Origin of the sequence: Streptomyces spinoverrucosus (assembly GCF_015712165.1) — a bacterium.
Lineage (GTDB): Bacteria > Actinomycetota > Actinomycetes > Streptomycetales > Streptomycetaceae > Streptomyces > Streptomyces spinoverrucosus_A.
This window is the reverse complement of sequence record NZ_JADPZX010000001.1, coordinates 657736-670719: the sequence shown is the minus strand read 5'-3', so window position 1 is coordinate 670719 and position 12984 is coordinate 657736. Positions and strand designations below refer to the sequence as shown.

The 12984-nt window shown below is 68.9% G+C and carries 11 protein-coding genes; 9 read left to right on the top strand and 2 right to left on the bottom strand.

Going from position 1 to position 12984, the window contains the following annotated elements; all coding sequences use genetic code 11:
* Window positions 1–117 precede the first annotated feature (117 nt).
* The 3 genes from I2W78_RS03095 to I2W78_RS03085 all read left to right on the top strand — a co-directional run bounded on the left by I2W78_RS03095 (window position 118) and on the right by I2W78_RS03085 (window position 2919).
* The gene (locus I2W78_RS03095; protein WP_196456706.1) at window positions 118–480 is read left to right on the top strand and encodes a bifunctional 3-phenylpropionate/cinnamic acid dioxygenase ferredoxin subunit; all 363 of its coding nucleotides are present in this window, start codon (window positions 118–120) and stop codon (window positions 478–480) included.
* Window positions 477–1640: an NAD(P)/FAD-dependent oxidoreductase gene (locus I2W78_RS03090; RefSeq protein ID WP_196456705.1), complete on the top strand. Its 1164-nt coding sequence runs from the start codon at window positions 477–479 to the stop codon at window positions 1638–1640. The genes I2W78_RS03095 and I2W78_RS03090 overlap by 4 nt, the downstream gene beginning before the upstream one ends.
* A 148-nt stretch (window positions 1641–1788) precedes the next feature.
* The gene (locus I2W78_RS03085; RefSeq protein WP_196456704.1) at window positions 1789–2919 is read left to right on the top strand and encodes an aromatic ring-hydroxylating oxygenase subunit alpha; all 1131 of its coding nucleotides are present in this window, start codon (window positions 1789–1791) and stop codon (window positions 2917–2919) included.
* Between the two features lies 1 nt (window position 2920).
* Here the strand turns inward: I2W78_RS03085 and I2W78_RS03080 are convergent, their stop codons facing one another.
* Window positions 2921–3667, bottom strand: coding sequence for an IclR family transcriptional regulator (locus I2W78_RS03080; protein WP_196456702.1), 747 nt, complete (start codon window positions 3665–3667; stop codon window positions 2921–2923).
* 202 nt (window positions 3668–3869) lie between these two features.
* On the opposite strand from I2W78_RS03080, the gene betA reads away from it, so the two are divergent.
* From betA to I2W78_RS03065, 3 genes are read left to right on the top strand one after another with little or no spacing between them, the layout of a single operon-like run.
* Window positions 3870–5540: a choline dehydrogenase gene (betA, locus tag I2W78_RS03075; protein ID WP_196456700.1), complete on the top strand. Its 1671-nt coding sequence runs from the start codon at window positions 3870–3872 to the stop codon at window positions 5538–5540.
* 3 nt (window positions 5541–5543) lie between these two features.
* On the top strand, window positions 5544–6380 hold the full coding sequence (locus I2W78_RS03070) for a 5,10-methylenetetrahydrofolate reductase (RefSeq protein WP_196456698.1): 837 nt from the start codon (window positions 5544–5546) through the stop codon (window positions 6378–6380).
* Between the two features lie 12 nt (window positions 6381–6392).
* Window positions 6393–7235 carry an alpha/beta fold hydrolase gene (locus I2W78_RS03065; RefSeq protein ID WP_196456696.1) on the top strand — a complete coding sequence of 281 codons (843 nt, stop codon included), beginning with the start codon at window positions 6393–6395 and terminating at the stop codon, window positions 7233–7235.
* 75 nt (window positions 7236–7310) lie between these two features.
* On the opposite strand, the gene purU is transcribed toward I2W78_RS03065, so the two are convergent.
* A complete protein-coding gene (gene purU / locus I2W78_RS03060) occupies window positions 7311–8183 on the bottom strand; it encodes a formyltetrahydrofolate deformylase (protein WP_196456694.1) in 873 nt (290 codons plus the stop codon).
* Window positions 8184–8403: 220 nt separating this feature from the next.
* Between purU and I2W78_RS03055 the strand changes: the two genes are divergently transcribed.
* From I2W78_RS03055 to I2W78_RS03045, 3 genes are read left to right on the top strand one after another with little or no spacing between them, the layout of a single operon-like run.
* The gene (locus I2W78_RS03055; protein WP_196456692.1) at window positions 8404–9873 is read left to right on the top strand and encodes an aldehyde dehydrogenase family protein; all 1470 of its coding nucleotides are present in this window, start codon (window positions 8404–8406) and stop codon (window positions 9871–9873) included.
* A 20-nt stretch (window positions 9874–9893) separates the two neighbouring features.
* Entirely contained in the window at window positions 9894–10979 is a 1086-nt protein-coding gene (locus I2W78_RS03050; protein ID WP_196456690.1) for a quaternary amine ABC transporter ATP-binding protein, read from the top strand.
* Window positions 10979–12979 carry an ABC transporter permease gene (locus I2W78_RS03045; RefSeq protein ID WP_196456688.1) on the top strand — a complete coding sequence of 667 codons (2001 nt, stop codon included), beginning with the start codon at window positions 10979–10981 and terminating at the stop codon, window positions 12977–12979. Before I2W78_RS03050 ends, I2W78_RS03045 begins: the two co-directional genes overlap by 1 nt.
* The last annotated feature ends 5 nt before the right edge of the window (window positions 12980–12984 follow it).

Here is a 12984-nt window from a genome sequence, read left to right as displayed (position 1 = left end):
AACGCAACGCAGTGCACGGCTCGGAGTGCCCTCTGAATGCCTTGACAAGGGTTCTGGGCGACCTCAGACTGATGTTGCGCTTACCGCAATCCGTTTCGTTATACGCACCGAGGTGTCATGATGATTCCCGCGTGCCGTCTCGAGGATCTCCCCCGAGGCGAGGCCCACCGGCTCGACATCGATCCGCCGGTCTCGGTGTTCCACACCGACGACGGCGAGCTCTTCGCCATCGACGACACCTGCACCCACCAGGATGCGTCGCTCGCCGACGGCTGGCTGGAGGGCTGCGAGGTGGAATGCCCGCTGCATGCTTCGAAGTTCGACCTGAGGACCGGTGCGGTGGACGCCCCGCCGGCCAAGCTTCCGGTCCGGACGCACGAGGTCGTCGTCGAGGACGGCATGATCTACGTCCAGCCGTCCACCGAGGCGCCCAACCTGCCGCCCTGCATCTCGGCGCGGCTCGCCGGGGGTCCCGCGTGAGGACCGTCGCCGTGGTCGGCGCCTCGCTGGCCGGACTGTCGGCGGCGCGCTCACTGCGGAAGCAGGGCTACGACGGCCGGCTGGTCGTCATCGGGGACGAGCTCCACCGCCCGTATGACAGGCCCCCGCTGTCCAAGGAGTTCCTGGCCGGCAGGCTCGGCGAGGCCGAACTCGCCCTGGAGGCCGACGGCGAGGACCTCGGGGCGGAGTGGCTGCTCGGCGTCCGTGCCGCCGGACTCGACCACGCGCGGCGTGCCATCCGGCTCGCCGACGGACGGGAGGTGTCCGCCGACGGAGTCGTCATCGCGACCGGCGCGGCGGCCCGCACCCTCCCCGGCTCCGAGGGACTGGCCGGCGTGCACACCCTGCGCACCCTGGACGACGCCCGCGCCCTACGGGACGAACTGGCCCGCGGCGGACGGCTGGTGGTGATCGGCGGAGGCTTCATCGGAGCCGAGGTCGCCTCCACCGCGTACGCCCTCGGCCTCGACGTCACCGTCGTCGAGGCCGCCCCGACGCCGCTCGCCGGACCGCTCGGCGAGACCATGGGCGCCATCGTCTCCGCCCTCCACGCCGACCACGGCGTACCCCTGGAGTGCGGGGTGGGTGTCAAGGGGCTGAGCGGGGAGACCCGCGTCGACGCCGTCCTGCTGGAGGACGGCCGCAGCATCCCCGCCGACATCGTCGTCGTCGGTGTGGGCGCACGCCCGAACGTCGAGTGGCTGCAAGGTTCCGGCATCGTCCTCGACAACGGCGTCAAGTGCGGCGCGGACGGCCGCACCAGCCTGGCCGGCGTGGTCGCGGTCGGTGACTGCGCCAACTGGTACGACCCGCGCGCGGGTTTCCATCGCCGCGTCGAGCACTGGACCGGCGCCCGGGAACGGCCCGACGCCGCGGTCGCCACGCTGCTGGCGGCCGGTGCGGTGAAACCGGGTGTGCCCCGGCCGCCGTACTTCTGGTCCGACCAGTACGGGGTGAAGATCCAGTTCGCCGGTCACGCGGCCGGCGCGGACAGCGTCACCATCGAGGCCGGCACCGCGGACGACCGCGATGTCCTGGCTGTCTACCGGCGGGCCGGGGACCCGGTCGCCGTGCTCGGGATGAACCAGCCGCGGCTGTTCATGCGTCGGCGCAAGCAACTCGCGGCCACCGCATCCTGACACCGCCCGCATCTTGACACCGCCCCTGCGGCATCTCATGCTTCGGTTGCGCATCGCACGCAGTGTTGCTTCATATACAACGCCGTCCGGAGTCGCTCTTCCCGGCGCGTGAATGACCCCTCCACGACGTTCTCCCGAGGAGTGCACCGTGACCTCGACCAGCCTGCCGGACAGCTTGATCGCCACTCTCCCCGGCTCCTCCTACACGGATCCGGGAATCTTCGCCCAGGAGCAGGAGCGCATGTTCGAGACCATGTGGTTCTGCGTGGCGCGCGCCGCCGAGCTGGCGAAGCCCGGTGCCTTCCGCACCGTCGACGTGGGTCGCGAGAGCATCCTCGTCACCCGGGCGCGGGACAACAGCATCCGTGCGTACTTCAACGTGTGCCGGCACCGGGGCGCGAGGCTGTGCACCGAGGAGACCGGCGAGGTGAAGCGGGCCTTCCAGTGCCCGTACCACGCCTGGACGTACGACCTGAACGGAAAGCTCGTCGCGGCGCCCAACCTCACCAAGATGCCCGACGTGGGCCGTACCGAGTACGGCCTGGTGGGTGTGGCCGTGCGCGAATGGCTCGGCTATGTGTGGGTCTGCCTCGCGGAGAACCCCCCCTCCTTCGAGGAGGACATCATCGGTGAGGTGGTCGCCCGTCTCGGCGACGTCGAGTCGATCGAGCGCTACGGCATCGAGAACCTCTCCGTCGGCAAGCGGATCGTCTACGACGTGAAGTCGAACTGGAAGCTCATCATCGAGAACTTCATGGAGTGCTACCACTGCGCCACGATCCACCCCGAACTCACCGAGGTGCTGCCGGAGTTCGCGGACGGTTACGCCGCCCAGTACTACGTGGGTCACGGCGCGGAGTTCGGCGAGGACGTCCAGGGCTTCACCGTCGACGGCTCCGAGGGCCTGGATCGTATTCCCGGGGTCGCGGACGACCAGGACCGCCGCTACTACGCGATCACCGTCAAGCCCCAGGTGTTCATCAATCTCGTGCCCGACCACGTGATCTTCCACCGGATGTATCCGGTGTCCGTGGACCGCACGATCGTCGAGTGCGACTGGCTGTATCTGCCGCATGTCGTCGAGAGCGGCAAGGATGTGAGCCGGTCCGTGGAACTCTTCCACCGGGTCAACCAGCAGGACTTCGACGCCTGCGAGCGCACGCAGCCCGGAATGAGCTCCCGGATGTACGCCAAGGGTGGCGTGCTGGTGCCCAGTGAGCACCACATCGGCGCGTTCCACGACTGGGTGAACGAGCGCCTGGGGACCCCTCAGGGGTGACTCAGCCCAGGTAGCCCATCCGGTAGCTGATCTCCTCGGCGCCCTTGAGCAGCACCGAAGAGAGCTCGTGGAGGCGCTCCTCGGTGAACCGGTAGGCGGGTCCGGAGGCGCTGAGCGCGGCGATGACCTCGCCCTCCCGGTTACGGACCGGCGCGGCCATCGCGTGCAGACCGACCTCCAGCTCCTCCAGGGTGAAGGCGTAGCCGCGCTCCCGCGCCTCGGCGAGATTCTTCTCGAGCTTCGTCTTCGTGGTGATGGTGCGCGGCGTGACCTTCTTCATACCGGCGGCGGTCAGCAGCGCGGCGCGCTCCTTGGTGGGCATGTACGCCAGCAGGATCTTGCCGCTGGAGGTGGCGTGCAGGGGAGTCAGCTGGCCGACCCAGTTGTGCGCGGTGATGGCTCCGGGGCCGCGCACCTGGTACAGGTTGATCGCGTAGTGCTCCTGCATGACGGCGATGTTGACGGTCTCGCCGATCTCCTCGGCGAGGCGCTCGCAGACCGGACGGCCCTGCTGGGTGATGTCGATACGGCCGGTGACCGCGCCGGCCAGGCGGACGATGCCGAAGCCGAGCCGGTACTTGCCGCGCTCCCCGGCCTGCTCCACCAGGCCGCGCGCCTCCAGGGCTCCGAGCAGCCGGAAGGCGGTGGACTTGTGCACCTCGATCTCGCCCGCCACCTCACTGACGCCCGCCTCGCCGCGCTGGGCGAGGATCTCCAGGACGCTGATGGCTCGGTCTACCGACTGCACGCCGCCGGTTTGCGAGTTTGACGTTTCCGTGTCAGGGCTGTAGTTGCTCACAGTGAAACTATACGCGTAGTAAACAACGTAACGACAAGTAACTGTCGCGTAATGAAGTCGTTGGAAGTTGCGCACTTCGCAACCTGGTGCGTATGGCGATACCGGCGCTAGCATGCCTCGCACATCTACGGCGCGAGCGAGGCGAGGCACCATGGCTCCTGTGCAGTACGACTTCGTCATCGTCGGCGGCGGATCGGCCGGCAGCGCACTGGCGAACAGGCTCTCCGTCGACCCGGCCAACCGGGTCCTGGTCCTGGAGGCGGGCCGCTCGGACTATCCGTGGGACGTCTTCATCCACATGCCCGCGGCGCTGACCTACCCGATCGGCAGCCGGTTCTACGACTGGAAGTACGAGTCCGAGCCCGAGCCCCACATGGGCGGCCGGCGCGTCTACCACGCGCGCGGCAAGGTGCTGGGCGGCTCCAGCAGCATCAACGGCATGATCTTCCAGCGCGGCAACCCCATGGACTACGAACGCTGGGCGGCCGACCCCGGCATGGAGACGTGGGACTACGCACACTGTCTGCCCTACTTCCGGCGCATGGAGAACTGCCTGGCGGCCGATCCGGACGACGAGTTCCGAGGCCACGACGGCCCCCTCGTCCTCGAGCGCGGCCCGGCGACCAACCCCCTCTTCGGCGCCTTCCTCAAAGCCACCCAGGAGGCGGGGTACGCGCCCACTGACGACGTCAACGGCTATCGACAGGAAGGTTTCGCCGAGTTCGACCGAAATGTCCACCGCGGACGTCGGCTCTCGGCCTCCAAGGCCTACCTCAAGCCCGCGACGAAGCGGCCGAACCTCACCGTCAAGACCCGCGCCCTCGTCACGCGCGTCCTCTTCGAGGGCAAGCGCGCCGTCGGCGTCGAGTTCCAGCGCGGCCGGGGCGCACTCCAGCAGGTCCGTGCCAGGGAGGTCATCCTCTGCGGCGGCGCCATCAACTCCCCGCAGCTGCTCCAGCTCTCCGGCGTCGGCAACGCCGAGGAACTGCGCGCCCTCGGCATCGACGTCGTCCACGACCTGCCGGGCGTCGGCGAGAACATGCAGGACCACTTGGAGGTCTACGTCCAGTACGCCTGCAAGCAGCCCGTCTCCATGCAGCCGTACATGGCGAAGTGGCGCGCCCCCTTCATCGGACTGCAGTGGCTCTTCCGCAAGGGTCCGGCCGCCACCAACCACTTCGAGGCCGGCGGCTTCGCCCGCAGCAACGAGGACGTCGACTACCCCAACCTGATGTTCCATTTCCTGCCGGTCGCGGTCCGCTACGACGGCTCCTCGCCCGCCGGTGACCACGGCTACCAGGTGCACGTGGGGCCCATGTACTCGGACGCCGTCGGCTCGGTGAAGATCAAGAGCAAGGACCCGCGCGAACACCCGGCGCTGCGCTTCAACTACCTCTCCACCGAGCAGGACCGCCGTGAGTGGGTCGAGGCGATCCGGGTGGCCCGCAAGCTCCTCAACCAGCCCGCGCTCGCCCCCTACAACGGCGGTGAGGTCTCGCCCGGCCCGAAGGTGGAGACGGACGAGGAGATCCTCGCCTGGGTCGCCAAGGAGGGCGAGACCGCCCTGCACCCGTCCTGCACCTGCAAGATGGGCACCGACGAGATGGCCGTCGTCGACCCCGCCGGCATGCGGGTGCACGGCGTGGAGGGCCTGCGTGTGGTGGACGCGTCGGTGATGCCGTACGTCACCAACGGCAACATCTACGCCCCGGTCATGATGATCGCCGAGAAGGCCGCCGACCTGATCCTCGGCAAGGAGCCGCTCGCGCCGTCGAAGGCCGCGTACTACCGCCACCGTGACGTCCAGAAGCAGGCGGAGTAGGAGTTGGCGGCCACCGGGCTCCGCGCACTGCTGAACAGCGTCCGCTACGAGGTGCTGCCCGCGAAGGCGACCGAGGACAAGGTCCTCGCCCACGTCCCGCGCGACGTCGTCGTCACCGTGACGGCGTCGCCGGTCAAGGGCCTGGAACCGACCCTCGACCTCGCCGGCCGGCTCGCGGCGCACGGCTACCGGGTCGCCCCGCATGTGCCTGCACGGCTGCTGCGGGACGACCTGCACCTCAAAGAGGTCACGGGCCGGCTGTGCGAGGCGGGCGTGGACGACGTCTTCGTCCCGGCCGGCGACGCCGACCCGCCCGCCGGGGTCTACGACGGGGCACTGCCGGTGCTGCGCAGGCTGAGCGAGCTGGGCAGCCCCTTCGCCCGCGTCGGCGTCACCGGCTATCCCGAGAGTCATCCGCTCATCCACGACGACGTCACCATCCAGGCGATGTGGGACAAGCGCGAGCACGCCACGTACATCGTGAGCAACCTGTGCTTCGATCCGAGGGTGCTGCGGGAGTGGATCGTGCGTGTACGGCGCCGGGACGTCACGCTGCCTTTGTACGTGGGTGTCGCCGGGCCCGTACAGCGGGCGAAGCTGCTGGCGATGGCCACGAAGATCGGCGTGGGGGAGTCGACGCGCTTCCTGACGAAGCACGCCTCATGGTTCGCGCGTTTCGCGGCCCCCGGCGGGTATGCCCCCGAGAGGCTGCTGACCCGCACCGAGGAGGCTCTCACCGCACCCTCGGCGGGGGTGGCCGGCCTGCACCTGTTCACGTTCAACCAGATCGCCGAGACGGAGCGGTGGCGCCGCGCGCTGCTGGACCGGGTGGGCGGCTGAACCGGGAGAAGGATGGCAACGGACATCGATTGGAAGCTGACCCGAACCTTCAGCAGTTCATCAGGTGACGTCCGTTGGGACCGGCTGGGACAGCCCGGCCGGCCCCCGGTCGTCCTGCTGCACGGCACCCCCTTCTCGTCGTACGTCTGGCGTGCCGTGGCCCGCTCGCTCACCCGCCACCATCAGGTGTTCGTCTGGGACATGCCCGGCTACGGAGCCTCCGAGAAGGCCGCGGGGCATGATGTGTCGCTGGCGGCCCAGGGCCGCGTCCTCACCGAACTCCTGGGCCACTGGGGCCTTGCGGAACCGCTCATGGTGGCCCACGACTTCGGCGGCGCCGTCGCCCTGAGGGCGCACCTGCTGCACGGTGCCCGTTACCGGGCCCTCGCCGTGGTGGATCCGGTCGCGCTGGCACCGTGGGGTTCGCCGTTCTTCCGGTTGGTCGGCGAGCACGCCGACGTCTTCGAGCAGTTGCCGTCGGCGCTCCACGCCGCCCTGGTGCGTGAGTACGTCACTTCCGCCAGCAGTCCTGGTCTGCACCCCGCGGTCCTCGACCGGCTCGTCGAACCCTGGCTGGACGGGCCGGGCCAGGCGGCCTTCTACCGGCAGATCGCCCAGGCCGACCAGCGCTACACCGATGAGATCCAGGGCCGGTACGGCGAAATCGGCATCCCCGCGCTCGTCTGCTGGGGCGAGGACGACACCTGGATCCCGGTCGCGAAGGGGCGGGAGCTCGCCGCTCTGATTCCCGGCGCGCGGTTCGAACAGATCGCCGGCGCCGGCCACCTCGTCCAGGAGGACGCCCCCGCGGAGCTCACGGCCGCGCTCATCGCCTTCCTCCAGCAGGAGTCGTGACCGGGGGACGGCGCGCCCGGGACCGTATACGACAGGGGCGGGACCGGAATCCGGTCCCGCCCCTGTGCGTACGGCTCAGCGGAAGACCACCGTGCGGTTGCCGTCCACCATGACGCGGCTCTCGCTGTGCCACTTCACCGCGTGCGCGAGCACCTGTGCTTCCACGTCGCGCCCGACCGTGACCAGCTCGCCCGGGTCGAGCGAGTGGTCCACCCGGACCACGTCCTGCTCGATGATCTGGCCCTCGTCCAGGTCCGACGTCACGTAGTGAGCCGTCGCGCCGACGAGCTTCACTCCGCGCTGATAGGCCTGGTCGTAGGGGCGGGCGCCCTTGAAGCTGGGGAGGAAGGAGTGGTGGATGTTGATGGCGCGGCCCTCCAGTTGCTTGCACAGGTCGTCGGAGAGGATCTGCATGTAGCGGGCCAGCACCACCAGGTCGATGTCCAGCTCGCGCACCAGCTCCATCAGCCGTGCCTCAGCCTCGGGCTTGGTGTCCTTGGCCACCGGGATGTGGTGGAAGGGGACGCCGTAGGTTTCCGCGAGCCCCTCGAAGTCCCGGTGGTTGGAGACGATCGCGGGGATCTCGATGTTGAGGGCGCCGGTGCGCCTGCGGAAGAGCAGGTCGTTCAGGCAGTGGCCGAACTTGGACACCATGATCAGCGTCCGGGTCGGCGTGGCCGCTTCACTCAGGGTCCACGAGATGCCGTAGGCCTGGGCCACGGGACCGAACCGGTAACGCAGATTTTCCAGTTCGACGTTCGGATCGGAAACGTCGAAGTGCACCCGCATGAAGAAGCGACCTTGAAGTCGGTCGTCGAACTGCTGGCTTTCCAAAATGTTTCCGGAGTTCCTGACGAGAAAGCCGCTCACAGCGTGAACCAGTCCCGCGCTGTCGGGACAGGAGAGGGTCAGGACGTACTCACGGCCAGGGCGGGGTCGGGGGGACATGGGCGGCCTCCGTCGGTGCGCATTGCACAACATGGTGAGCGATACGCAACATGGTCGGCTCGGTGCCGCTTGCGGTCAAGGGCGGGTGGGTAAAGGCGCGCATGGTGAAATCGTCATCCGCCAACCTCTTGACGACGGACCGTCCATTCGACACTGTGTTCCACCACAAGCAATCGGGTGCACGATGCGCAACGAATTTCCACTGAAAGGTGCTCGTCGCGTGGCAGACCTGTATGTGGATGGCGAATGGCGGGATCCGGTCGCCGGTGGGCACCGGGACATCCGCTGTCCCGCCGACGGCACGCTCGCGGCGACCGTCTCGGAAGGGACGCGTCCGGACGCCGTGGCGGCGATCGCCGCGGCCCGCCGCGCCTTCGACGAGGGGCCCTGGTCGCGCACCCCTGAGCGGGAGCGTGGCGCGCTGCTGCTGCGCACCGCCGACATCCTCGAGCGCGACGCCAGGGACTTCGCCCGAGCCGAGTCGCTGGACACCGGAAAGCGGCTGGTGGAGAGCGAGTACGACATCGCCGATGTCGTTTCCTGTTTCCGTTACTACGGCGGGCTCGCGGGCGCCGACGCCGGCCGCGTGATCGACACCGGCCGCGACGACGCCGTCAGCCGGGTCGGCTACGAGCCGGTCGGTGTGTGCGGGCTCATCACCCCCTGGAACTACCCGCTGCTGCAAGCCAGTTGGAAGGTCGCCCCGGCGCTCCTGGCCGGCAACACCATCGTCCTCAAGCCCAGCGAGCTCACCCCCTCCACCTCCATCCTGCTGATGAAGGCGCTGGAGGAGGCAGGGCTCCCGGCCGGCGTCGCGAACCTCGTTCTGGGCGCCGGGCCCGAGGCGGGCGCACCACTGTCCGAGGACCCGGCCGTGGACATGGTCTCCTTCACCGGAGGCCTGGAGACCGGCAAGCGGATCATGGCCACCGCCGCCGCGACCGTGAAGAAGGTCGCGCTGGAGCTGGGCGGGAAGAACCCCAACGTCGTCTTCGCCGACGCCGACTTCGAGACGGCCGTCGACTTCGCCCTCACGGCCGTCTTCCTGCATTCGGGGCAGGTCTGCTCGGCCGGGGCCCGGCTGATCGTCGAGGACTCCCTGCACGACCGCTTCGTCGATGAGGTCGTCCGCCGCGCCCGGCGGATCCGCCTTGGCGGCCCCTTCGACCCCGAGGCCGAGACCGGGGCGCTGATCTCCGCACAGCACCGGGACAAGGTCGAGGCGTACGTCGCCTCCGGCCTGGCCGAGGGTGCCGTACTGCGCTGCGGCGGTGCCCGGCCCGACGACCCCGCGCTGGCGAACGGCCACTACTACCTGCCCACCGTGCTCGACGAGTGCCGACAGGACATGCGCGTGGTGCACGAGGAGTCCTTCGGGCCCGTGCTCACCGTGGAGCGCTTCACCGACGAGGACGACGCCGTACGCATCGCCAACGACACCGAGTACGGGCTCGCCGGCGCCGTCTGGACGCAGGACTCCGGCACAGCACAGCGGGTCGCCCGGCGGCTGCGTCACGGCACGGTGTGGATCAACGACTACCACCCCTATGTGCCGCAAGCGGAATGGGGTGGCTTCGGGCATTCGGGCGTGGGCCGGGAACTGGGACCGACCGGCCTGAACGAGTACCGAGAGCCCAAGCACATCTGGCAGAACATCCAACCCCGGCCGCAGTACTGGTTCCGCGGCTGAACGCCGAAAGAAGGTCGAACGTGACCACACAGACCGAGGTGCCGCAGCGGCGCGGCACGCCCCAGGACTCGGGCTCCACACCGGTCATCTCCGTGCGCAGGCTGTGGAAGGTGTTCGGACCGAAAGCCGAACTGGTGCCGGACTCCGAGGAACTGCGCGGGCTCACTCGCCGTGAGCTCATGGACCGCACCGGATGCACCGCCGCCGTACGCGACGTCCACTTCGACGTCTCGCCCGGCGAGGTCTTCGTCGTCATGGGCCTGTCCGGTTCGGGCAAGTCGACGCTGGTGCGATGTCTGACCCGGCTGATCGAACCCACCGCTGGTGAGGTCGTCTTCGAGGGCGAGGACATCCGCCAGGCCGACGACAGGCGACTGCGCGAGCTGCGCCGCCGCAAGTTCTCCATGGTCTTCCAGCACTTCGGTCTGCTGCCACACCGCCGCGTCGTCGACAACGTTGCGTTCGGGCTGGAGATCCGGGGCATGGGCAGGGCCGAGCGCGTCAGGCGGGCTCAGGAGGTTGTCGAGCTGGTCGGCCTCGAGGGGTACGAGAACTCCTACCCCGACCAGTTGTCCGGCGGTATGCAGCAGCGTGTGGGCCTCGCCCGGGCGCTGGCCGGCGATCCGGACGTGCTCTTCTTCGACGAGCCGTTCTCGGCGCTCGACCCGCTGATCCGCCGCGACATGCAGAACGAGGTCATCCGGCTGCACCACGAGGTCGGCAAGACGATGGTGTTCATCACCCACGACCTCTCCGAGGCACTCAAGCTGGGCGACCGCATCCTGATCATGCGCGACGGCAAGATGGTCCAGTGCGGCACCGGCGACGAACTCGTAGGAGCCCCGGCGGACGACTACGTCCGCGAGTTCGTGAAGGACGTACCGCGCGGCGATGTGCTCACCCTGCGCTGGATCATGCGCCCGGTGGAGGACGGCGACGCCCTGGACGGACCCGAGCTGGGCCCGGACGTCGTGGTGAAGGAGGCCACCCGGGCGGTGCTCGCGGCCGACAAGCCGGTCAAGGTCGTCGAGGACGGCAAGCTGCTCGGCATCGTCGGCGACGAGGAGATCCTCGCGGTGGTAGCCGGGCAGGAAGGCGGCGCGTGATGACCGTCGCCGTGGAGAAACCCGAGAAGACGCGGGAAGCCGGACCGGCGGCGCCCGTCAAAGAGGAACGCAAGGTCAGCCGGTCCATGGTGGTCGGCGCCGTCCTGGTCGTCTGGCTGGTGCTGTTCCTGGTCCTGCGTGGCAAGCAGACCCTCGCCCTGGCGGCGGCCGATCTCACCGATCTGCACCGATGGTTCAACGACGTCAACGACTCGATCGGCGCGAACCGCAACTCCAACCCGCTCTTCCTCTACTTCTTCAACGAGATCCGCCTGGTCATCGACACCCTGGTGACCTTCGTGCAGGAGCTGATCTCACAGCCGTCCGCCGACCGGCCCGTCCCGCAGATCGGCTGGCTCGGTGTCGTCGGCGTCGCGGGCTTCGTCTCCTGGGCGGTGGGCAACTGGCGGGTAGCGCTGCTGGCGGTGGCCGGCTTCATCTTCCTGGGCCTGCAGGGACTGTGGCAGGAGAGCATGGACACCCTGGCGCTCACCGTCTCGGCAGTCTTCGTGGCGCTGCTGTTCGCGATCCCGCTGGGCGTGTGGGCAGGGCTGTCCGACCGGTTCAACCGGATCATCACGCCCTTCCTGGACTTCATGCAGACGATGCCGACCTTCGTCTATCTGGCCCCGCTGACGCTTTTCTTCCTCATCGGCCCGGCCTCGGCCACCATCGCCACCGTGATCTACGCGGCACCGCCCGCGATACGCATCACCGCGCACGCGATCCGTTCCGTGCCGGCGACCACGGTGGAGGCTGCCGACTCGCTGGGTGCGACGCGAAGGCAGGCCCTGCTGAAGGTCCTTCTGCCGATGTCCAAGCGGACCGTGGTGATGGGCGTCAACCAGACCATCATGGCCGCCCTGGCCATGGTGACCATCGCCGCCCTGATCGACGCGCCCGGCCTCGGCAAGACCGTCATGCAGGCACTCGAGTCGCTCGATGTCGGCACGGCCTTCAACGCGGGTCTTGCCATCGTCGTCCTGGCCATCGTGCTGGACCGGGTCACCACCGCGGCGAGCGCACGCGAGGAGGCCGCCCGGCGTTCGAAGAACCGCTTCCTGACCTGGCGGCGCCCGCTGCTGGGCGCGGGTGCGGCGGTCACCGCCGTCCTGATCTACCTTTCGCACACCTACATATGGGCGGCGGAGTTCCCCGGCGAGGGAGGCACAGGCAGTGCCATCTCCAGCGGGGCGGACACCGTGACCACCTGGGCGCAGGACAACCTGTCGGGCATCACCAATGCCTTCCGCGACGCCATCACCAACGGCCTGCTCAACCCGTTCCAGACACTGCTCACCGACTCCCCTTGGTGGCTCGTCGGCGCGGCTCTGATCGCGCTCGGCATCGTCTTCGGCGGCTGGCGCGCCGGCATCACCACGGCCGTGTGCGTGGGCCTGCTGGTCGCCACCGGGGTGTGGTCGGACAGCATGACGACGCTGGCGTCGACCGTCGTCGCCACGGTGCTCGTGATGCTGCTCGGCGTCGTCTTCGGCGTATGGATGGGGCGCAGCGCGCTGGTGGACCGGATGCTGCGACCCACCCTGGACGCGGCACAGGTCATGCCGCCGTTCGTCTATCTCGTGCCGTTCCTCGCGCTGTTCGGCGCGACGCGCTTCACGGCGATCGTCGCCGCCGTCGTCTACGCGGCTCCCGTCGCCATGAAGATCATCGCGGACGGGGTGCGGAACGTGCCCGCGACCACCGTGGAGGCGGCCACCTCCGCCGGGTGCAACACCTGGCAGATCATCACCAAGGTCCAACTGCCGATGGCACGCGGCGCCCTGACCCTCGCGACCAACCAGGGCCTGATCTATGTGCTGTCGATGGTTGTGGTGGGCGGCCTGGTGGGAGCGGGCGCCCTCGGCTACGACGTCGTGGCCGGCTTCTCGCAGGGGCAGTTGTTCGGGAAGGGGCTCGCCGCAGGGCTCGCCATCGTCCTTCTCGGAGTCATGTTCGACCGGATCACTCAGGCAGCGGCGCGGCGTACCAGCGCGTAAGGAGC